Below are 20,364 nucleotides of genomic sequence, written 5' to 3' on the forward strand. Positions count from 1 at the left end.
GGCCGAAAACGTCGGGCAAAGCCATGCCTTCGTCGCGAAGCAACGGGTCTGTTGCCCCGAGCAATAGCAAGTAAAGCTGCAGTCCAGCGTCTTGGCGGCGGGTGCTTATAGTTTCTTGAGGTGCCCTCAGGCAGGGGCCACGGCGCGGCGGCCTTTGGTCAATTCCGGCACGATTTCGACCGTCAGCATGGCGGCAAAGATGATGGCGCAGCCGGCATAACCGATCGGGGTGATGACTTCGCCAAGCAGGAGGACGCCGAAGAGGGCGGCAAAGAGCGCTTCGCTCGACAGGAAGATCGCGGCCTGCGGCGCCGTCGTGTAGCGCTGCCCGACGACCTGAAGAATGAAGGCCAGACCGCTCGAAAAGATGCCGGCATAGAGGATCTCGAAGAGCGCGCCCTCGATGGCGGCGAAGCTCAGCGGCTCTGTCGTGACGGCAAGGACGGATCCAAGCACGGCGCAGACGGCAAACTGCGTCATCGACAACAGCATCGGCCGGCCGCTGCTCGGCGCGAACAGGCCGATGAGCAGCATCTGCACCGCCCAGAACAGGGCGCAGACAACCGTTAGGTAGTCGCCACCCGTCAGCGCCGACAGGGTGCCGCCGCTCAACAGGAAAATGCCGAACAGCGCCATCAGCGCGCCCGGCCAGATGATCCAATGCGGCTTGCGGCGCAGGAAGACGACCATCAGCACGGGGACGAAGACGACGTAAAGGCCGGTCAGAAAACCGGAATTGGTGACGCTGGTGTCGAGCAGGCCGTATTGCTGCGTGACCGCACCGGCAAAGAGCGCCAGGCCGATGAAGATGAAGTTGCGGACTGTCGCCAGCTTGAGCGGCTCGGCCGCGCGTTTCGTTTCGATGATGGCCAAGGGCATGGCGACCAGTGTCGCGATCGCAAAGCGCAGCGCGATGAACCAGAGCGGGCTGATCGCATCCATCGCCGTCGACTGTGCAACGAAGCCGGCGCCCCAGATGGCGCCTGAAATCAAAAGCAGCAGATTGGCCTGAATGCGCGGCATGTCGTTCTCTCCTCGGACAGGCGCGTCTAGCAGTTGCGTTTTCGCCGGGCAAGGCTCATCGTCGCCAAGTTTGGGCGGAGTTGGTTGCGATGAAAACGGTCGGCGATGCGGCGCTGGGAGAGGGCGGCGAGGAGGGGGCTCAGCTCCTATCACCCATCGGAGATCGGCGACCATGAGCGATGCCGGCTATTCCGGCACGCCGCTCGGGCGCAAGCTGGGACTGAAGGACGGGCAGCAGGCCCTGCTTCTCGGGATTCCATCCGGGCTCGATGCGATCAGCGGGTTCACCGGCTATCGGGCTTGCGAGACGGCGATCGGCACGGTGGCCACGCGCGACGTCGACTATGCGCATATCTTCGAAACGGAGCGATCGGCATTGGAGCAGCTTGCGCCGAAGCTGGCTGCGAGGCTGAAGCCGGACGGCATGCTGTGGGTCTCCTGGCCGAAGAAGGCGTCGAAGCGGACGACGACGCTGACGGAGGACGTTTTGCGCGAGATTTTCCTGCCGCTGGGGCTCGTCGACGTGAAGGTTTGCGCTGTCGATGCCGTCTGGTCCGGGCTGAAGTTCATGTTTCGGCGTGAGGTTCGCGACCGGCTTTCGTGAGCGTCGGTGGCAGGCGTCGCCTATTGCGTCGCCGCCCTGGAGACCCTGAGCACGGCGCCGTCTTCCTCGTCCGTCACCATCAGCAGGGCGCCGTCGGGCGCCACGACCACGTCGCGGATGCGGCCGAACTCACCGTCGAACAGCCGCTCCTCGGAGCCGATGGCACCGCTGTCGTCGCGCTCGAGCCGCGCCAGCAACTGGTACTTCAGTGCCGCCACCAGAAGGTCGCCGTCCCATTCGGGAAACATCCTGCCGCGATAGATGGCAAGCGCGCCGGGCGCGATCGAGGGATCCCAATAGAAGAGCGGCTGGTCGAGGCCTTCTTTCGCTGTGCCTTCGCCGATCTCGGCGCCGGAATAGTCCTTGCCGTAGGTGATGACGGGCCAGCCGTAATTGTGGCCGGCCTTCGGATTGTTGATCTCGTCGCCACCGCGCGCGCCGTGCTCGACCGTCAGAAGCGTGCCGTCCTTCGGATCGAAGGCGATGCCTTGAGGATTGCGGTGGCCTTTCGACCAGATCTCCGGCAGACCGCCGGTGCCGCCGCGATAGGGGTTGGATCCGGGAATGCTGCCGTCGGCATTGATGTGTAGGATGGCGCCGGCATGATCGCGCGGATCCTGGGCCCGCTCGCCTTGGCCGCGGTCGCCGATGCCGAAGAACAGGCTGCCATCGGGGGCGATGGCGATGCGCGAGCCGAAATGCTGGCCCTTGCCGGTGAACTTGCTCATCCGGAAGAGTTCCTTGACGTCGGTGAGGCCAGTTGCGTCGGCGGCGAGCTTCGCCCTTACGACGGCGGTGCCGTAGCCGCCTTTGCCGTTGGCAGCCATCGTCAGGTAGAGCGTTCTGTTCTCTGCAAAACCGGGATCGAGCGCGATGTCGAGCAGGCCGCCCTGGCCGCGTTCGGCAACTTTGGGCACGCCGGTCAGCGGCTTCGAGACCTTGCCGTCGCGCACGATCCGGATCCGTCCCGGGCGCTCGCTGACGATCAGGCCGCCATCGGGAAGGGCCTCGACGGACCAGGGGTGTTCAAGGCCGGTCGCGAGCGTCTCGACGCGCAGGGTGCCGTGCTCGCTCGGGAATTCGCGGGCTTCCTGTGCCCCGGCGCCCGAAGGGGCAAGCGCTGCCAGAGCGACGGAGATCGCCAGGATGGCGACCTTGACCGACCGTTTGTCCGCTCGTCCCGATGTTCCAGGGCCCGCTTGCCGCATTCCGTTTCTCCCGCGCCGACTCGTCCAGCAGGCAAGCTGGGGCGATCGGCGGAGCGGTTCAAGTCACTTCCGATCAAAAGCGGTTTATTTCGAGATCGAGCTTGTCGTCAGCGGCACCGGGCGCTGTTCGCCGATGAGCTCGGCATCGACGATGTAGCGCATCGGACCCTGCTCGATCGCGTCGAAGGGCCAGCAGGTGGCGAGCGCCAGGTGGTGGCCGGTGGCGGACGCATTGATGCCGCTTTCGTCCCAGCGGGCAACGCGGCTTTCGCCAGCCCGAAACAGGAAGCGGCGGCCGTCCTTGCGCGTCAGTACCAGCAGGTCGCCGGGGTTGACGTCCTTCAGCCAGCGGAAATGCGTGTCGCGGTGGGCGGCAATGACCGAGGTGCCCTCGTCGCCGGGCAGTGGCGTCGTCGTCAGCCAGGCGGGCCCGAAGGCAAGCGCTTCGCCGCTTGCGCCTTCGAGCACGACCGCCGAGCGGTTGATCCGTGGCGCGGAGATTTCTGCGGCTGTCTGAAAATCGGCCCAGGGCCAGGGCTTGCCATCCGGGCTGCCGTGCAGCTGTGCTTCGAAGGTGCGTTTCAACAGCACCTGCGAGACCTCGGCCTTCGCCTTGATGTAGAAGCCCTTGCCGACCAAAAGCAGACCGGCAAGGGCAATGAGGGCGATGAGCGCGAGCACGACCGTTTCGGCCGCCGAGAGGCGGGCGAGAAAGCCCGGGCGTGGCTCGGACTGTTCCTTCTCAGCGGCCACGGTGGCGTACTCCCGAAAGCACGACGGCGGCGATCGGTGCGCGCCAGAAGACGAAGGTCGTGCCGGCCAAGAGGGCAAAGGCGAGCAGCATCAGGCCGATCAGGATCTGCTTGTCGGCTTCCGTTGCCGTCTGCGGCAGAGACACCTGGTTGTTGGCTTCGGCGATCAGACCAGCGGCCCGCGCCGTCGGTGCCGCCAGCATGCGATCGGCCGTGACCATCGCAAGCTTGGTCCGGCTTTCGAGCGCGGCGTCGCGTTCGTCGACTTTACCGGGGACAGTCTCGACAGGGGCTTCGCCGAAGACCTTACCGAAATCCCAGCCGGCCGGAAGGTTGAGCGGCAGTTTCGTCTCGCTCAGGTTCTCGCCTGCGGGGCGCGAGGGCGTCGCATCGACGGCGACGAGGCTGGTGACGCGGGAGACGAGATGGTGAGCGAGCGCCACCGTCTCGATCCGCTTGTCGAGCGTGTCCGGGTCGGCAATCGTCGATGCGCTCGCTTCGAGGTCGTCGATCTTGCGGCGCGCCCAGAGCTTGGCAATGCCTTGACCGGTCGAAGCCTTGGCGATGTCCATCTCGACCCGCCAGGGCTGGTCGCCGGCCTTGCCGAGGATCTGCAGCTTGCCTTGCGGCTGCGTGCCATCGAGTTCGGCCGTCAGCACGACAGGTTCACCGCGATAGAGGTCGGGCATCGGGTTCGGCGTGAGGTCGCCGGCGGAAGCCCCCTCGAAGCTTGCGGAGATATCGGTCATTGCGGGGCTCTCGAGCTTGGTGAAAAGCTCGCCCATGCGCGCGGCGACCTCGCTCTCCGAACCGATCAGCGTGAAGGTGCCGCGGCCATATTCGGCCGCCTTGGTCATGAAGTGGCTGTTGGGTGCCGAGCCGATGCCGACGGTGAAGACGCGGGCGTCGCCACGGTTCTTCTGGATCTCGTCGAAAAGCTGCGTCTCGTTGCCGATCGCGCCATCGGTCAGGAAGACCACCTGGCGAAGCGCGCCGGCCTGAACCGGCCCTTGCGTGCGAAGTGCTGCTTCCAGCGCCGGCAGCATTTCCGTTCCGCCATCGGCCGTCAGCCCGCGAACATAGGCGATCGCATCCTCCCGTTTGTCCGGCATCGCCTCGACGAGCTCAGGGAAGTGCACAGACATGGTGTCGTCGAAGCGGATGACGTTGAAGCGGTCCTCGGGCTTCAGCCTGGAGATCGCGAGCGCAAGGCTCTCCTTGGCCTGCTCCATCGAAGGGCCGGCCATGGAGCCGGAATTGTCGATGACGAAGACGACCTCGCGCTTGACGGGCTTGGTATCGGCTGCGCTTGCGGCAACTGGTGGCGTGACGAAGGAGAGCAGATAGGTCTTGCCGCCGACCGTCTCCCGGAAAAGCCCGGCATAGGGGCTCTTGCCCTCGATCGCCTGCCAGGTGAGCTCGAAGTCGCGGTCGGCCGGCACGCTGTCGCCTTTCAGCGTCACCCGACGGCTGAGATCGTCGAGACTGGCGATATCGACCCCGTGGTAGCCGGATTTCACCTCGCCGAGCGGGAAGCCTGCCTTGAGGTTCACCGTCAGCGTGACGGGATTGATCCTGGCGTTCTCTTTGGGGTCGAGAACCGGCGCTTCGATCTTCTCGCGATCGGGAACCGGATCGCTGACGGCATAACCGGTGCGGCTGTCGAGATCGACGGTCTGAACGATCGGCTGCGGGTTGTAGCGGGGTGCCACCACCATGGGGAAACGCAGCGAATAGAGGCCGTTCGATTGGCGGACTGCGCTCTGGTATTCGATCTGTATAACGATCGTCTCGCCGGGGCCGATATTGGCGACCTGGTTCGTGAAGATGTTCGGGCGCTGCTGTTCGAGCAGGGCCGCCTTCTTGCCCTCGGCCTTCGCCTGTTCGTAGATTTCCTTGGCGGCCTGGCGCGGCTTCACCTGGCCTTCGATGAAGCGGTCGCCGATCTGCATCTTCAGCGTGTCGACGGCCGAATCCTCGGGCAGGGGAAAGACATAGGTGCCTTCGACCCAGCCCTTGCTCGGGTTCTCGAAGCGCTGGGTGACGCGGGTGCGCATGATCGGACCGTTGACGTCGATCTGGACGTCGGTTGCGAGCCTCAGCGCCTCGACGAAAAAGCCCGGTTCCTTCGACGGGAAGAGCAGGGCGCCGGTGCCGATGTCGTTGGGGCGAACGTATCCCGCCATCTGCTGAGGCTTGGCGCTGGTCGTTTCTGCTTTCGCCTGGGTCATCAGGCCGATGAACATCAGGATGCAGGCGGCAAGGGCCGCGAGCGCGAGGTACATGCCCCAGCGCGCCTCGCTCTGCCGTGTCTTCATTGAAGCGATTTCGTCGTCGAGAAACATTGCATAACCCCCGTAATGCGAATGTGTTCGGATGATCGAAGGAGAAGCCCGGAAACCGGCTGTTGCTGGACGGAATTGCGGCGGTCCGCGACAGTTGTGATGGCTAAATTATGGCATTTGAAAAATTGCGGGATTGCGCTGATTTTTTTGAATAAATCGAGATCACCAACCGTTTCTGGCTGACATGAATCGTGGCCGTTCAAGGGGCTGCGGCAGCGTCGCTCGCGGGGTGCCGGACGCGCTCGGCAGGCTCGTGCGAATATCTCCGGATGATCGATAGCGCTGATCGTACTCATGAAACTTTGTCATGGTGACGCGTTTTTCCCGCATTTGCGGCGTTTTTGCCTATCCGGCGCTTGCAAGACCGGGCGTCTTTCGACATAGACCTAACCGCTATGGAGCCTGCCTTTTCGTTCCGTAGCGATCACCTCGTCTCGAAACGATCAGGACCTTCACCCATGGCCTTCCTTGCCGATGCCCTTTCCCGTGTAAAGCCTTCCGCCACCATCGCCGTTTCGCAGAAAGCCCGTGAGCTGAAAGCGAAAGGCCGCGATGTCATCGGCCTTGGCGCCGGGGAGCCGGACTTTGATACGCCCGACAATATCAAGAAGGCCGCCATCGACGCGATCAATCGCGGCGAGACGAAGTACACGCCGGTCTCCGGCATTCCGGAACTGCGCGAAGCGATCGCCAAGAAGTTCAAGCGCGAGAACAACCTCGACTACACCGCCGCCCAGACGATCGTCGGCACCGGCGGAAAGCAGATTCTTTTCAACGCCTTCATGGCGACCTTGAACGCTGGCGATGAAGTCGTCATCCCGGCACCCTACTGGGTCTCCTACCCGGAAATGGTGGCGCTTTGCGGCGGCACGCCGGTCACGGTCTCGACCAAGCAGGAAAACAACTTCAAGCTCAAGGCCGAAGATCTGGACAAGGCGATCACGCCGAAGACCAAGTGGTTCATCTTCAACTCGCCGTCCAACCCGTCGGGTGCCGCCTACAGCCATGCCGAGCTCAAGGCGCTGACCGATGTGCTGATGAAGCACCCGCATGTCTGGATCCTCACCGACGACATGTACGAGCACCTGACCTATGGCGACTTCAAGTTCGCGACCCCGGTCGAAGTCGAGCCCGGCCTCTATGACCGCACGCTGACGATGAACGGCGTCTCCAAGGCCTATGCCATGACCGGCTGGCGCATCGGCTACGCCGCCGGCCCGCTTCAGCTGATCAAGGCCATGGACATGATCCAGGGCCAGCAGACCTCGGGTGCCACGTCGATCGCGCAGTGGGCGGCCGTCGAGGCGCTGAACGGCACGCAGGACTTCATTCCCGAAAACAAGAAGATCTTCGAAGGCCGTCGCGATCTCGTGGTGTCGATGCTGAACCAGGCCAAGGGCATCTCGTGCCCGACGCCGGAAGGCGCCTTCTACGTCTATCCGTCCTGCGCCGGCCTGATCGGCAAGACCGCGCCGTCGGGCAAGGTCATCGAGACGGACGAAGACTTCGTGTCGGAACTGCTGGAATCCGAAGGCGTCGCCGTCGTCCACGGTTCGGCCTTCGGCCTCGGCCCGAACTTCCGCATCTCCTATGCGACCTCGGAAGCCCAGCTCGAGGAAGCCTGCCGCCGCATCCAGCGCTTCTGCGCCGCCTGCAAATAAGCGCGGGCGACCGTCTTTCAAAAAAGAACCCGCCGGCAACGGCGGGTTTTTTCGTTCGCAAAGCGATTCAACCGTTGGCTATACTGATTCAAGTCAGCCGGCTAAAGCCTTGAAATCAGGTTTCATTCTCAGGCGCCGGGAACCTCATCGTCGCCAACGATGCCACCCTCGCTTTCGAGGATGGACAGGCGACGGGCCTCCGAACGGGTGAACTTCAGCCGCACGCCGATGCCGCGTTCGCCCTCCGGCAGAAACACCGCGCCGGCATTTTCGAGCGCATGCTTGAGCGACAGGATGACCGCATCGCCGGGTTTCTCCAGCTTGCGTTCGAACCTGAGGATCGTGTCCTCGTCGATGCCGGAAAAGCTTGAAAGCATTTCGCGCGAAATTTCGATCAGCGCCCGGGCGGCGCGGCACTGTGGACCTGTAATCATCGTCACCTCCAGTTGCGGTGAGGATGCGCGAAGGGTGGCCGAGGGTCAACAACAAGCAGATGGCCCGCGGCGTTTCGACCGCGGGCCATCTGCTTGTTGTTTGCTTGCGGCGCATTGGAGAGCATCATCGGCGCGCACTTGGCCGGAGGCCTCGTCGCTGCCAAAACCGGCGGCGAGGCGCTTTTTTGCCAGCCTTTCGATCGGCTCCATGAAGGCCGGATCGATGCCCAGGCTGCGGCTTGCGGCAACGATGTTGGTGATCGCCACCGATTGCATCGAGAGGTTCGACATCACGTCGCGGCTGTGGTCGCCGCTGTCGATCCGTTCGGCATAATCAGGCAGCGCCGTCATCATCGCGGCAAGCCAGGGCTCGACCAGCGGCAGGAACTGCTTCGCGGTGAAGCCGACGCTGCCGGCGAGCGCCGTTGCGTGCAGATAGCCGCCGAAGAGACCGTACATCGCCGACAGCAAGGCGAGGTCGCTGACCGCGGCGAGAACAGGATCCTCGCCGAGATAGTGGCTTTGGCCGAAGGCAGCGAGCTGTTCCCCGGCATCCCCGAATGCAGCGCGATCGCCGCTATAGAGAACGAAGGCGTGCGGCGTGCCGATCATCGGCGGCGTCGCCATGATGCCGCCGTCGAGATAGCGCGCGCCATATCCAGCAAGCCTGGCGGCGATCGCCCGGACTTCGTGCGGACGACCATTGGTGAGATTGACGACTGTCTTGCCGGCAATCGCGGTGCCAACATCTGCCAGCGTCGTTTCGACGGCGGCGTAGTCAGTGAGGCACAGGATGAGGACATCGCTGGCCGCAATGGCCTCGGCGACCGTTGCTGCCCGGCGAGCGCCGCGGGCAACCAGCGCATCGGCCCGCGCGGACGTACGGTTCCAGACGGTGGCGGTATCGCCCGCGTCGATGAGGGTTTTGGCAAGCGCCGTGCCCATGGCGCCGAGGCCGATGATGGAGATGGATTTGGACATCGTGTTTCTCCGCTCGTGGTTCCCCGCTCAGGCCCGCTTCAGGCCGCCGGCGACAATTGCTGGCCGAGGCCACCGTCGACGGTGAGGCGGGCGCCGGTGGTGAAGGTGGCATCGAAGGCGAGGAACAGCACGGCGCGGGCGACTTCGTCCGCCGTGCCGTTGCGGCCCATCGGCGTGATCGCATCGCCGAGCGCCTTGAACTCGGCACGTTCCGCATCGGTGACGCCCGCCACGCCCTTGGTCGGCGTATCGATGAAGCCGGGGCTGACCGAGTTGACCCTTATACCGCGCGGCAGAAGCTCGGCGGCAAAGACGGAGGCAAACGAGATCAGTGCCGCCTTGCTGCCGCTATAGACCGCCATTCCCGGATGGCCGCCGACATCGGCAACCGACGAGGTAAAGACGATCGAGCCGCCGTCGCGGATCAGCGGCGCCAGCCGCTGAACGGTGAAGAAGGCGCCCTTGGTGTTGATGGTGAACTGGCGATCGTAGGAGGCTTCCGTCACCTGGTCGAAGGGCTCGAGCAGCGATGTGCCGGCGTTGACGTGCAGGAGATCGATCGAACCCAGCTTCTGCCCGACCGTCGCCCCGAGGACAGCGATCTCGCCGAGATCGGCGATATCTGACTTTACCGCATGAACGCGGTCGCCGAAGCGCTGCTGGATCCGGGCGAGGTTCTCTTCGTTGTTTCCGGTCAAAAGCACCTCGGCGCCGCCGTCGACCAGCCTCTCGACCGTCGCCAGACCCATGCCATGCGTGCCGCCGATGACGACGGCTTTCTTGTCTTTATAGATACCCATTGTCTCTTCCTTCGATATCAGGCTTCGATGGAGAAGAGATAATTTCATGGACGATGTTGCGTAAGGCGGGCAAACGTGGATGTATCGTTCACGCTTGTAGACATTGGAGGCCGCGATGCGCAATCTCAACGACTTCATCGTCTTTGCCCATGTGGTCGATCACAAAGGCTTCGCGCCGGCGGCGCGGGCGCTGAACGTGCCGAAATCGACGCTGAGCAAGCGCGTGGCCGAGCTGGAAAAGACGCTTGGTGTCCGGCTGATCAACCGAACGTCGCGTCGCTTCACCGTGACGGAGATCGGCGAGGATTTCTACCGGCATGCCTCGGCGATGTTGATAGAGGCGGAGGCGGCCGAAGCCATCGTCAAGGGACGCCTTGCCGAACCGAGCGGCACGGTCAGGATCACCGCCTCGGTGCCGACGGCGCAGATGATGTTGGCGGGGCTGCTGCCGCCGCTGGCGCAGACCTATCCCAAGATGCGGGTGATGCTGCACGCGACGGACCGTTTCGTCGATGTGGTGCAGGAGGGCTTCGACATTGCGGTGCGCGATCACTTCGCACCGTTGCCCGATTCCGGCATGGTGCAGCGGCGGGTGGCAAACGATGCCATCCTGCTCGTGGCTGCACCCGCCTACCTGGAAAATCGCGGGCACCCGCGCGAACCGAGCGACCTTTCGCGCCACGACGGGCTGCTGGCCTCCCTGACATCGGAGGGATGGACGATGCGCAACGACGCGGGCGTGGTCGTCAGAGTGCGTCCCATGCCGCGGTTCCTCGCAGACGAATCCAACGTGTTGCTCGAGGCCGCCATCTCCGGCCTTGGCATCACCGCGTTGCCGAGAAAGATCTGTCGGGCGGCAATCGAGGCCGGAAGTCTTGTGCGTGTGCTTGCTGGTTGGGAGGCGGGCAGCGTGACGACGACGCTGTTGATGCCGCATCGGCGCGGGCAACTGCCGTCGGTTCGCGCCGTCGTCGACTTCATCGTCACGCATCTGCCAGGAGAGTGAGGCTGGGCGGCAGCGAAGGCGTGTATGCTCAAAAAGAAAAGGCCCGCTCGGAGCGGGCCTTGGAAGCTTGTCTCGGTCGGTCGGGCGCTCAACGCTCCGCGAGTGCCGGTTCGCCTTTCTTCTCGCGCACGAGGTTCATGAAGCGGCGGAAGAGATAGTGGCTGTCCTGCGGGCCGGGGGAGGCTTCCGGGTGGTGCTGCACCGAGAAGACCGGCTTGCCGTCGACGCGCAGGCCGCAATTGGTGCCGTCGAAGAGCGAAATGTGAGTCTCTTCAACGCCTTCCGGCAGCGACTTCGAATCAACCGCGAAGCCGTGGTTCATCGAGACGATCTCGACCTTGCCCGTGGTGTGATCCTTGACCGGGTGGTTGGCGCCGTGGTGGCCCTGGTGCATCTTCTCGGTCTTGCCGCCGAGCGCCAGCGCCAGCATCTGATGGCCGAGGCAGATGCCGAAGACCGGGATGTCGGTCTTCAAGAGATCCTGGATGACCGGCACGGCATATTCGCCGGTTGCCGCCGGGTCGCCCGGGCCGTTCGACAGGAAGATGCCGTCGGGCTTCTGAGCCAGTACCTGATCGGCGCTGGTCGAGGCCGGCATGACCGTGACGCGGGCGTTGAGGCCGGCGAAGAGGCGCAGGATGTTGCGCTTCACGCCATAGTCGAGCGCCACGATGTGGTAGGCGGCATCGGTTTCGCCGAGCGTCGAATAGCCTTCGTCCCAGACCCAGGGCTTCTCGTCCCAGCGCGACGACTGGCCGGAGGTCGCGACCTTGGCGAGGTCGAGGCCTTCAAGCCCGCTCCAGGCCTTGGCTTCGGCCTTCAGCGTGTCGATGTCGAAGACACCAGAGGGATCGTGGGCGATGACGGCGTTCGGCATGCCGTGTTCGCGGATCCAGGCGGTGAGTGCCCGGGTGTCGATGCCGCAGAGGCCGATGATGCCGCGGGCCTTAAGCCAGGCATCGAGGTGCTTGGCGGCGCGGTAGTTCGACGGCTCGGTGATGTCGGCCTTGAAGATGACACCGACCGCGCCGTGGCGGGCTGCCGGCGTCAGGTCTTCGATGTCCTCGTCATTGGCGCCGATGTTGCCGATGTGCGGGAAGGTGAAGGTAACGATCTGGCCGAGATAGGAGGGGTCCGTCAGGATTTCCTGGTAGCCGGTGAGCGCGGTGTTGAAGCAGACTTCCGCCTGCACCTTGCCGGTCGCGCCGATGCCCTTGCCCTCGATCACGGTGCCGTCGGCCAGAACGAGCAGTGCGGTTGGTTTTTCAGTGGTCCATGCGGGTGTCGCGGTCATCGTTCCTATCCCGTTGCGGCGCGAAGCGCGGGGCTTGAAAGCCCGGCGGTTGATCGCCATTTCTGTGCTCAGGCATGGACGCGCGGAAACCCCGCGGAAAAGTGCTCTCATGCCGATGTTGTGCAGGTGCGGGAAAATACCCAAAGCGCTTAGCCGGGTCAACCGGCCGCTGTGAATTGTCGGGAAATAAAGTTCCTTATAATTCAATCAGTTGCGTATTCCGTTTGATTGCGCCTGTCACAGTGGTTTAAGACGACGACAACAATAATGGTTTCGAGCCGGTTCCGGGCAGAGCACCGCGGGCCGGTTTCGACATGGAGTATGGACATGCGCGACCTGTTCGCTAACGCACTGAAGGAAGCCCTCAAAGCCAAGGACGCACGGCGTACCTCGACCGTGCGGCTGATCCAGGCGGCGATCAAGGATCGGGATATTGCCAATCGGGGCCTCGGCAAGGACCCGGTCAGCGATGACGACATCCTGCAGATCCTCGCCAAGATGATCAAGCAGCGCGAAGAATCGGCTCGTATCTACGACGACGCCGGCCGGCCGGAGCTTGCCGCGCAGGAGCGTGAGGAAATCGTCATCATCAACCAGTTCCTGCCGGCCCAGCTTCCGGAAGCAAAGGTGAAGGAACTCTGCGCCTCGGTCATCGCCGAAACCGGCGCACATGGCCTGCGTGATATGGGCAAGTGCATGAACGTGCTCAAGGAGCGCTATCCCGGCCAGATGGACTTCGCCAAGGCCTCCGGCGTGGTGAAGGAACTGCTCAAGTAGTTTCGCTCAAGTCAGTGCTGGCGCCCGTTGCGATACGACGGGCGTCGCCACCTCGGCTTTCGCCGGAAACGTCGCTTCGAATGCGCGATCGATCAGCGCGAACTTCTCCGCCTGATAGTCCCAGTATTCGCGGATGAAGGCTTTCGACAGCCAGACCGCGCCGCGTCCGGGCGTCCGCTCCCACCCCATATTGCCCAAGAGGGCCGCCTTGTCGAAGATCCGCTTGAGGTGGGTCTTGGAGATGATGAAGCGTTCGCTGAGGTCGCCGGGTGAAATCGGGCCGATGGCGAAACGCTCCGCCTCGGGATCGAAGGCGCCGATGCGCGAGAACAGATCGTCCATCACCACGCCGCCGGAATTGACCCAGGTGAAAAGGTCGAAGGTCGGGCCCGGGCGACGGACGGTATCGTTGCCGACCAGCGCATGGGCGACGGCGGCCTGCAACCGGCCGAATTGGTCCTGCGCCTCGTCCAGCCGCGCCAGCCGCGACTGGCCATCGAAGGCGTCGAGGATGGCGAGATGGGATTGCATCCACTTCCAGACATAGTCGAGTGCCGCCTCCGTGGGTTCGAGCGGCCGGCTGCGCTTGTCGGGTTGCACCGAGATGTAACGGGCGAAGCGGTAGGCGACCATTTCCTGCACGAAGGAAGCTGCGGTGTTGCGGCTGGCGATCTCATGCATGACGGCATAGTTGATGAAGCGGCCGCTATAGAGGCCGCTCGACGGGTCATCCGGATCGCGGTCGTGATAGAGGGCAAGCCCGGATTGGGCCATCAGCCAGCGCTGCTGCGAGGCAAAGATCGATGCGAGCCGCGGATTTGCCGCATACATCTCCACCATGCCGCGCGCGTAGCTCAGCACCGCGGTGAAGAAGGCCGGACTGGAAGCGAGCACTTTGACGGAAATGGCCATGGCAAGTGATCCAATTCGAGACGGCGAATTGATGCTTTTCGGTCAGGGGGTGTCAAGCGCTACTTTTGGTCTTTAGAAAACATTCATACTCAACTGAAAATTGAACGATGGGGTTGCGCTTCCCGTTTCGCTCCTGTGAATAGCGTGCACGCAGGATCACGGTTGTGGCGTCCGCCCGCCATGCCGCCTATATGGAGGATCGACCAGAGGTATCCATGCGCTTTTCACAGTCCTTTCTCGACGAGATACGCGACCGCGTTCCGATTTCGGACGTGATTGCCAAGCGCGTTTCCTGGGACCGGCGCAAGACCAATGTTTCGCGCGGCGACTATTGGGCCTGCTGCCCCTTTCACGGCGAGAAGTCGCCGAGCTTTCACTGCGAGGACCGCAAGGGCCGCTACCATTGCTTCGGCTGCGGCGTTTCCGGCGACCACTTCCGCTTTCTCACCGATCTCGAAGGCCTGAGCTTTCCGGAAGCGGTGCAGCAGATCGCCGACATGGCGGGCGTTGCCATGCCGCAGCCGGATCCCCAGGCCGAGCGCCGGGAGAAGGAGCGCACAAGCCTGCTCGACGTGATGGAGCTGGCGACGGCGTTTTTCGAGGATCAGCTCCAGACGGCCAATGGCGCCAAGGCGCGTGCTTATCTGCGCGAGCGCGGGCTGACGGGGCGCACGATCGAGACCTTTCGCCTGGGCTTTGCGCCCGACAGCCGCAACGCGCTCAAGGAACATCTCGCGGGCAAGGGCGTCGCCAAGGAGCAGATCGAGGCCTGCGGCCTCGTCGTGCACGGGCCGGAGCTGCCCGTTTCCTATGACCGCTTCCGTGACCGCATCATGTTCCCGATCCTGTCGTCGCGCGAAAAGGTCATAGCGTTTGGCGGCCGCGCCATGTCGCCGGATGCGCCGGCCAAATACCTGAACTCGAACGAGACCGAGCTCTTCCACAAGGGCAACGTGCTTTACAACTTCGCCCGCGCCCGCCGTGCGGCGCAGGGAGGCGCCCGCGACGCCGGCGGGGACGACGCCAGCGGAACGATCATCGCCGTCGAAGGCTACATGGACGTGATCGCGCTGCACCAGGCGGGCGTCGAGAATGCCGTTGCGCCGCTCGGCACGGCGCTCACCGAAAACCAGCTCGACCTGCTCTGGAAGATGACGTCGCAGCCGGTGCTCTGCTTCGACGGCGACGGTGCGGGCATTCGCGCCGCCAACCGCGGCGTCGACCTTGCCCTGCCGCATCTGAAACCAGGCCGCTCGGTCCGCTTCGCCATGCTTCCCGACGGCAAGGACCCGGACGATCTCGTGCGCCAGGAAGGGCGCGCGCCCTTCGACAAGGTGCTCGCCAATGCGCGCTCGCTGGCCGAGATGGTCTGGCAGCGCGAAGTCCAGGGCGGGGCGTTCGACACGCCGGAAAAGCGTGCCGAGCTCGAAGCGCGGCTGAAGCAGGTGACATCGGTCATCGCCGATGAAAGCGTGCGACGCCATTACGGCCAGGACATGCGCGACCGGCTGCACGCCTTCCTGCAGTCGTCAGGGGCAGGGCGGGGCGAGCGGCGTCCCTTCGAGCGTGGCGGCCGGCAGGGCGGTGGCGGTGGGCCGCGCGGCGCCGGCGGACCACGGGGGCCGAATGCGAGCGGACCGACCGCAATCTCCGATCGGCTGGCGCGTTCGACGCTGGTCAGCGGACAGCAGGTGGCCCCGCTTCTGCGCGAGAGCGTGCTGGCGCTCACCATCGTCAACCACCCGCAATTGCTGTTCGACGAATATGACGAGATCTCGACGATCGAGTTTGATCATCGCGAGCTGCAGCGCTGCTGGGCGGCGGTCTTGAACGCGGCTGCAGCGCAGGGGCCACGCCTGAACCGCGACGATCTGCTCGAACAGTTGCAGGCCGAGGGCTTCGGCGCGCTGATTAGCGCGATCGACCAGCAGATCCGCTATGCGCGGCTGTGGACCGCGACGACGGCAGCCGCACCCGAAGACGCTCGCGAAGGTTATCTGCAGGCGCTGGCGCTGCACCAGCGCTCAAAGGCGCTGCACTGGCAGGTGCGCGAACTCGAGCGCGAACTGGCCTATGCGACCGAGGAGGGCGACCTCGAAGCGGTGCCGCAGCTCTTGCGCACGCTTCAGGAAGTGCAGCACGAGGTGACCCGGCTTGAAAACCAGGAGGCGATCATCGAGGGCTTCGGTGTGCTTTCGGGCCGCGTGAAGGGGCCGGCAGCGCGCTAATTCGCCGATTTTCCAGCCGGCGCGGCGAAAGCTGGCCTGTTCTTGACGGGGTCTCGACTATTCGCGCCAATGCTCAGCCACCCACGGCGATGGGCGAATGTAGTGCCTGAGGTAGGTAAAAGGATTCTTCTCGTAGCGGTTGGGTGCAAACAGCCCGAGAATGTGGCCGAGCGGGGTGGAGACCTTGTCCTTCTTGCCGAACCGCCCCTCGATCGCATGCTGCGGCAGGATGTTGCGCGGGAACAACACGACGCGCGCGTCCTTCGGTAGCCGCGGCGCCAGGAAGTAGTTGAGCGGGAACGGCCGGCGGCAGTCCTGCCGGAAATGCAGCACCCAGCGGCGGGGGAAGAGCTTGGCCCCGCCCGGCGCATTGCGCGTGACGAAGCGCTGCTCGAAACGGTATTCGTCAGCAATCCCTTGCGGGTCGGAGCGGAATTTCTCCTGCAACGGCACCAGCTTGCCGACCGGGAAGCGAAACAGCGAGGTCTGGCCGAGGCGTTCGAACGGTGTCGTCTGGTTGCGGGCGAGGATGACGTCGTCAGGCTCTCCTTCCTCGAAGAAACCATCGAGCGAACCGACGATCACCAGGTCGAGGTCCAGGAACACGACGGGGCCCTTGAGATTGCCGAGCTTCGGCCCCCAGAGCCGCGATTTCTGCCAGATGCCGGGCGTGTTCTTGGGCATCTCGCCGATGTCCAGCGGCGGCAAATCCTCGCAGAGAATTTCCGATCGCAAGCCTTCGCGATTGTCGGTGAAGCAGGTAAAGGTGAAGGGCGGGGTGATGTTGCGCGCTACCATGGCATAGAGCCGGTTGATGAACGGTGCGCCGTATTTCGTACCCCAGTTGATGCAGATGACCTGCTTGACGCCGCCGCTCGCCGCCAGAATATTTGCCATAGTTACGTCCCGATTTCTGCGCGTCACTAAAGTACCGATGCGTTGTCAAGGTCAAGCTGTCAAAGGGGCAATCCCCGAAGAAGCGCCTGCGCGCCCTTCGGGAAAACAGCTCTTGTCTCTTCAGTTGCGGCAAGGGCTATGGCATTGCCTGCGCTTCTTGCGATGATGACAAGAGTGATTCCCGAAGGAGATGTGATGGAGTTCGTCGAAAGGGCGACGCCCTCAAGAAGCGCTGCCAGCAAGCTTTTCGACGAAGCCGGCCAGGCGCCGCTTGACGTGCTGAAGCGCGTCTACGGCTATTCCGCCTTTCGCGGCAAGCAGCAGGCGGTGGTCGAACACGTGACCGCCGGCGGCGATGCGGTCGTCCTGTTTCCAACCGGCGCCGGCAAGTCGCTCTGCTTCCAGATTCCGGCGCTCTGCCGGCCCGGATTGGGCGTCGTCGTCTCGCCGCTGATCGCGCTGATGCGCGATCAGGTGGAGGCGTTGAAACAGCTTGGCGTCAATGCGGCTGCTCTCAACTCGTCGCTGACGCGCGAGGAGGCGATTGCGGTCAGGCGGCAGATCCACGACGGCACGCTCGACCTTCTCTACGTGACGCCGGAGCGGACCGTGACGGACGGTTTCGCCGATCTTCTCGGCAATGCGCAGATCGCGCTCTTTGCCATCGACGAGGCCCACTGCGTTTCGCAATGGGGCCATGATTTCCGTCCGGAATACCGGGCGCTTGGGCTGCTTGCCGAGCGCTATCCCGGCGTGCCGCGTATCGCGCTCACCGCCACTGCCGATCCGCACACCCGCGACGATATCGTCGAGCGGCTTGCGCTCAGCGATGCCGAGGTCTTCACCACCAGCTTCGACCGCCCGAACATCGCCTATGAAATCGTCGAGCGCGACCAGCCGCGCCAGCAATTGCTGCGCTTTCTCTCACGCTTCAAAGGCGCCTCCGGCATCGTCTATTGCCTGTCGCGCGCCAAGGTCGAGGACACCGCCGAGTGGCTGAACGCGCAAGGCATCCGCGCTTTGCCCTATCACGCCGGCATGGACCGGGCGCTCAGAGACAAGCACCAGGACGCCTTCCTGAAAGAGGAAAGCCTGTGTCTCGTGGCGACCGTCGCCTTCGGCATGGGCATCGACAAGCCGGATGTGCGCTATGTCGCCCATCTCGACCTGCCTGGATCGGTCGAGGCCTACTACCAGGAAACCGGCCGCGCCGGCCGCGACGGCCAGCCGTCGGAGGTCTGGATGGCCTATGGCATGGCCGACGTCCTGCAGCGTCGCCGGATGATCGACGAGGGCGGGGCGGCGGATGACATCAAGCGCATCGAGCGCGGCAAGCTCAACGCGCTGCTCGCGATCTGCGAGACCGCCGGCTGCCGCCGCCAGGCGATCCTTGCCCATTTCGGCGAGGCTCATCCCGGCCGCTGCGGCCATTGCGACACCTGCCTGAAGCCGGTCGAGACCTGGGACGGAACGGAAGCCGCGATCAAGGCGCTGGCGGCCGTCTACCGCACCGGCGAACGCTTCGGCACCGGCCATGTGGTCGATGTGCTGATGGGAACGGTCAACGAGAAGACCGAGCGTTTCGGCCATGTCGACATGCCGGTCTTCGGCGCCGGCAAGGACCTGCCGGCCCGCACCTGGCAATCGGTCTTCCGGCAATTGCTGGCGGCGGGCCTGATCAGCGTCGACCACGCGGCCTTCGGTGCCATGAAGCTCGAACCGGAGGCCCGCGCCGTCTTCAAGCGCGAGCGCCAGGTCTTTTTCCGCAAGGACCGCCCGACCTCGGGCAAGGCGGCGCGCGGTGCAAAATCCGGTTCGCAGCGCGAGCGCGCCGATCTGGCGGGTTCGGATCTCGAACTCTTCGAACTCCTGCGCGCCGAGCGCTTCTCGATCGCCAAGGATCTGAACGTCCCGCCCTATGTGGTCTTCCCCGACGCGACGCTGATCGCGCTCGCCAAGGAACGCCCGCGCGACTTCGAAGAACTGCTCGACATTCCCGGCATCGGCGAAAGCAAGCGCGAGCGCTACGGCGAGGCTTTTTTGGCGGTCATCGACGGGTATCTCGACGGGTGAGGGGCGATGGGCCCTCGCGTCTCCGTCGTTGGAAAATGTCTGTGACGAGGCGCTTGGCGACATAATATGTCCGGCCCGGCGCAGCATCGTGAAATGCCCTGTCGTTTTTACGCTGGACCCTGCAGAGCGCCGGATTTTGCTGCAAGTCAAAAGCCGTCATGATACTCGTCAGGCACGCGATGTTTTCTTGAAGCGAGAGCGCCATGACTTCAGCCTTCCTCACCCATCTCCGTTCAGAACTCGATGGCCTGAAGACATCAGGGCTCTACAAGTCCGAGCGTGTGATCACCTCGAAGCAGGCGGGCGAAATCGAGGTCGCCTCGGGCGAGCGGGTACTCAACTTCTGCGCCAACAACTATCTCGGCCTGGCCGATAACGAGGAACTGGCCGAGGCCGGCAAACAGGCGCTCGACCGCTACGGCTACGGCATGGCCTCGGTGCGCTTCATCTGCGGCACGCAGGAGGAGCACAAGCAGCTCGAAGCACGCATTTCGTCCTTCCTCGGCCTGGAAGACACGATCCTCTATTCCTCCTGTTTCGACGCCAATGGCGGCCTGTTCGAAACGCTGCTCGGCGAAGAGGATGCGATCATCTCCGACGCGCTCAACCACGCCTCGATCATCGACGGCGTGCGGCTGTCGAAGGCCAGGCGCTTCCGCTATGCCAACAACGACATGGCGGCGCTGGAAGAGGAGCTGAAGAAGGCCGAAGGCAGCCGCTTCAAGCTGATCGCCACCGACGGCGTGTTCTCGATGGACGGCATCATCGCCAATCTCAAAGGGGTCTGCGACCTTGCCGACAAGTATGGCGCCATGGTCATGGTCGACGACAGCCATGCGGTCGGTTTCGTCGGCAAAAACGGCCGCGGCTCGGCCGAACATTGCGGCGTCGAGGGCCGCATCGACATCATCACCGGCACGCTCGGCAAGGCGCTCGGCGGTGCCTCGGGCGGTTATACCTCGGCCAAGGCCGAGGTCGTCGAATGGCTGCGCCAGCGCTCGCGCCCCTATCTGTTCTCCAACACGCTGGCGCCGGTGATTGCGGCGGCGTCGCTGAAAGTCTTCGACCTGATCGAGAACGGCGATGCGCTACGTCAGCGGCTCTATGCCAATGCGAGCCTCTTCCGCACCGAGATGACCAAGCTCGGCTTTACGCTTGCCGGCGAGGGCCATCCGATCATTCCGGTGATGCTCGGCGACGCCGCACTCGCCCAGGAGATGGCGGCACGCATGCTGAAGAAGGGCGTCTATGTCATCGGCTTCTCCTTCCCGGTGGTGCCGAAGGGGCAGGCGCGCATCCGCACGCAGATGTCGGCGGCCCACAGCGAGACCGACGTGCGCCGCGCGATCGCCGCCTTCGAAGAGGTCGG

At 64.0% G+C, this 20,364-nt stretch carries 18 protein-coding genes; 7 read left to right on the plus strand and 11 right to left on the minus strand.

Annotated features, from left to right (window positions below; genetic code table 11):
- Positions 1 to 126: 126 nt before the first annotated feature.
- Entirely contained in the window at positions 127 to 1,023 is an 897-nt protein-coding gene (locus XB14_RS03625) for a DMT family transporter (protein WP_077960237.1), read from the minus strand.
- 172 nt (positions 1,024 to 1,195) lie between these two features.
- Here XB14_RS03625 and XB14_RS03630 point away from each other — a divergent pair, with 172 nt between their 5' ends.
- Positions 1,196 to 1,627 carry a hypothetical protein gene (locus XB14_RS03630; RefSeq protein ID WP_077960238.1) on the plus strand — a complete coding sequence of 144 codons (432 nt, stop codon included), beginning with the start codon at positions 1,196 to 1,198 and terminating at the stop codon, positions 1,625 to 1,627.
- 20 nt (positions 1,628 to 1,647) lie between these two features.
- Here the strand turns inward: XB14_RS03630 and XB14_RS03635 are convergent, their stop codons facing one another.
- The 4 genes from XB14_RS03635 to XB14_RS33065 all read right to left on the minus strand — a co-directional run bounded on the left by XB14_RS03635 (position 1,648) and on the right by XB14_RS33065 (position 6,228).
- Positions 1,648 to 2,835, minus strand: coding sequence for a PQQ-dependent sugar dehydrogenase (locus tag XB14_RS03635; protein ID WP_077960239.1), 1,188 nt, complete (start codon positions 2,833 to 2,835; stop codon positions 1,648 to 1,650).
- A gap of 84 nt (positions 2,836 to 2,919) precedes the next feature.
- Positions 2,920 to 3,588: a class GN sortase gene (locus XB14_RS03640; protein ID WP_234803941.1), complete on the minus strand. Its 669-nt coding sequence runs from the start codon at positions 3,586 to 3,588 to the stop codon at positions 2,920 to 2,922.
- Positions 3,578 to 5,932, minus strand: coding sequence for a marine proteobacterial sortase target protein (locus XB14_RS03645; RefSeq protein WP_077960241.1), 2,355 nt, complete (start codon positions 5,930 to 5,932; stop codon positions 3,578 to 3,580). The genes XB14_RS03640 and XB14_RS03645 overlap by 11 nt, the downstream gene beginning before the upstream one ends.
- Positions 5,902 to 6,228, minus strand: coding sequence for a hypothetical protein (locus XB14_RS33065; protein ID WP_179119512.1), 327 nt, complete (start codon positions 6,226 to 6,228; stop codon positions 5,902 to 5,904). The genes XB14_RS03645 and XB14_RS33065 overlap by 31 nt, the downstream gene beginning before the upstream one ends.
- 162 nt (positions 6,229 to 6,390) lie before the next feature.
- On the opposite strand from XB14_RS33065, the gene XB14_RS03650 reads away from it, so the two are divergent.
- Positions 6,391 to 7,593, plus strand: coding sequence for a pyridoxal phosphate-dependent aminotransferase (locus tag XB14_RS03650; protein ID WP_034788681.1), 1,203 nt, complete (start codon positions 6,391 to 6,393; stop codon positions 7,591 to 7,593).
- Between the two features lie 128 nt (positions 7,594 to 7,721).
- On the opposite strand, the gene XB14_RS03655 is transcribed toward XB14_RS03650, so the two are convergent.
- Genes XB14_RS03655 through XB14_RS03665 form a run of 3 tightly spaced genes read right to left on the minus strand, consistent with a single transcriptional unit; the run spans position 7,722 to position 9,808 of the window.
- Positions 7,722 to 8,027, minus strand: a complete 306-nt coding sequence (locus tag XB14_RS03655) for a hypothetical protein (RefSeq protein ID WP_077960242.1) — start codon at positions 8,025 to 8,027, stop codon at positions 7,722 to 7,724.
- A gap of 45 nt (positions 8,028 to 8,072) precedes the next feature.
- Positions 8,073 to 9,008 (minus strand): NAD(P)-dependent oxidoreductase, encoded by a 936-nt coding sequence (locus XB14_RS03660; RefSeq protein ID WP_077960243.1) that lies wholly within the window; start codon positions 9,006 to 9,008, stop codon positions 8,073 to 8,075.
- 38 nt (positions 9,009 to 9,046) lie between these two features.
- Entirely contained in the window at positions 9,047 to 9,808 is a 762-nt protein-coding gene (locus XB14_RS03665) for an SDR family oxidoreductase (RefSeq protein ID WP_077960244.1), read from the minus strand.
- A gap of 115 nt (positions 9,809 to 9,923) precedes the next feature.
- Between XB14_RS03665 and XB14_RS03670 the strand changes: the two genes are divergently transcribed.
- Positions 9,924 to 10,814 carry a LysR substrate-binding domain-containing protein gene (locus XB14_RS03670; RefSeq protein WP_077960245.1) on the plus strand — a complete coding sequence of 297 codons (891 nt, stop codon included), beginning with the start codon at positions 9,924 to 9,926 and terminating at the stop codon, positions 10,812 to 10,814.
- A gap of 88 nt (positions 10,815 to 10,902) precedes the next feature.
- Here XB14_RS03670 and carA read toward each other — a convergent pair whose 3' ends face one another.
- On the minus strand, positions 10,903 to 12,108 hold the full coding sequence (gene carA / locus XB14_RS03675; RefSeq protein ID WP_077960276.1) for a glutamine-hydrolyzing carbamoyl-phosphate synthase small subunit: 1,206 nt from the start codon (positions 12,106 to 12,108) through the stop codon (positions 10,903 to 10,905).
- A 327-nt stretch (positions 12,109 to 12,435) separates the two neighbouring features.
- Here carA and XB14_RS03680 point away from each other — a divergent pair, with 327 nt between their 5' ends.
- On the plus strand, positions 12,436 to 12,885 hold the full coding sequence (locus XB14_RS03680) for a GatB/YqeY domain-containing protein (RefSeq protein WP_077960246.1): 450 nt from the start codon (positions 12,436 to 12,438) through the stop codon (positions 12,883 to 12,885).
- Between the two features lie 6 nt (positions 12,886 to 12,891).
- Here the strand turns inward: XB14_RS03680 and XB14_RS03685 are convergent, their stop codons facing one another.
- Positions 12,892 to 13,797, minus strand: a complete 906-nt coding sequence (locus XB14_RS03685) for a hypothetical protein (RefSeq protein ID WP_077960247.1) — start codon at positions 13,795 to 13,797, stop codon at positions 12,892 to 12,894.
- A gap of 215 nt (positions 13,798 to 14,012) precedes the next feature.
- Here XB14_RS03685 and dnaG point away from each other — a divergent pair, with 215 nt between their 5' ends.
- A complete protein-coding gene (gene dnaG, locus XB14_RS03690; protein ID WP_077960248.1) occupies positions 14,013 to 16,025 on the plus strand; it encodes a DNA primase in 2,013 nt (670 codons plus the stop codon).
- A 57-nt stretch (positions 16,026 to 16,082) separates the two neighbouring features.
- Here the strand turns inward: dnaG and XB14_RS03695 are convergent, their stop codons facing one another.
- The gene (locus XB14_RS03695; RefSeq protein ID WP_077960249.1) at positions 16,083 to 16,922 is read right to left on the minus strand and encodes a glycosyl transferase; all 840 of its coding nucleotides are present in this window, start codon (positions 16,920 to 16,922) and stop codon (positions 16,083 to 16,085) included.
- A gap of 195 nt (positions 16,923 to 17,117) precedes the next feature.
- Here XB14_RS03695 and recQ point away from each other — a divergent pair, with 195 nt between their 5' ends.
- Both recQ and XB14_RS03705 read left to right on the plus strand, forming a co-directional pair.
- Positions 17,118 to 18,995, plus strand: a complete 1,878-nt coding sequence (recQ, locus tag XB14_RS03700) for a DNA helicase RecQ (RefSeq protein ID WP_077960277.1) — start codon at positions 17,118 to 17,120, stop codon at positions 18,993 to 18,995.
- 203 nt (positions 18,996 to 19,198) lie between these two features.
- Positions 19,199 to 20,364 (plus strand): glycine C-acetyltransferase (locus XB14_RS03705; RefSeq protein WP_077960250.1); only part of this gene is annotated, 1,166 nt, incomplete at its 3' end.

It is taken from the genome of Ensifer adhaerens, assembly GCF_002007205.1.
Taxonomy (GTDB): Bacteria; Pseudomonadota; Alphaproteobacteria; order Rhizobiales; family Rhizobiaceae; genus Ensifer; species Ensifer adhaerens_D.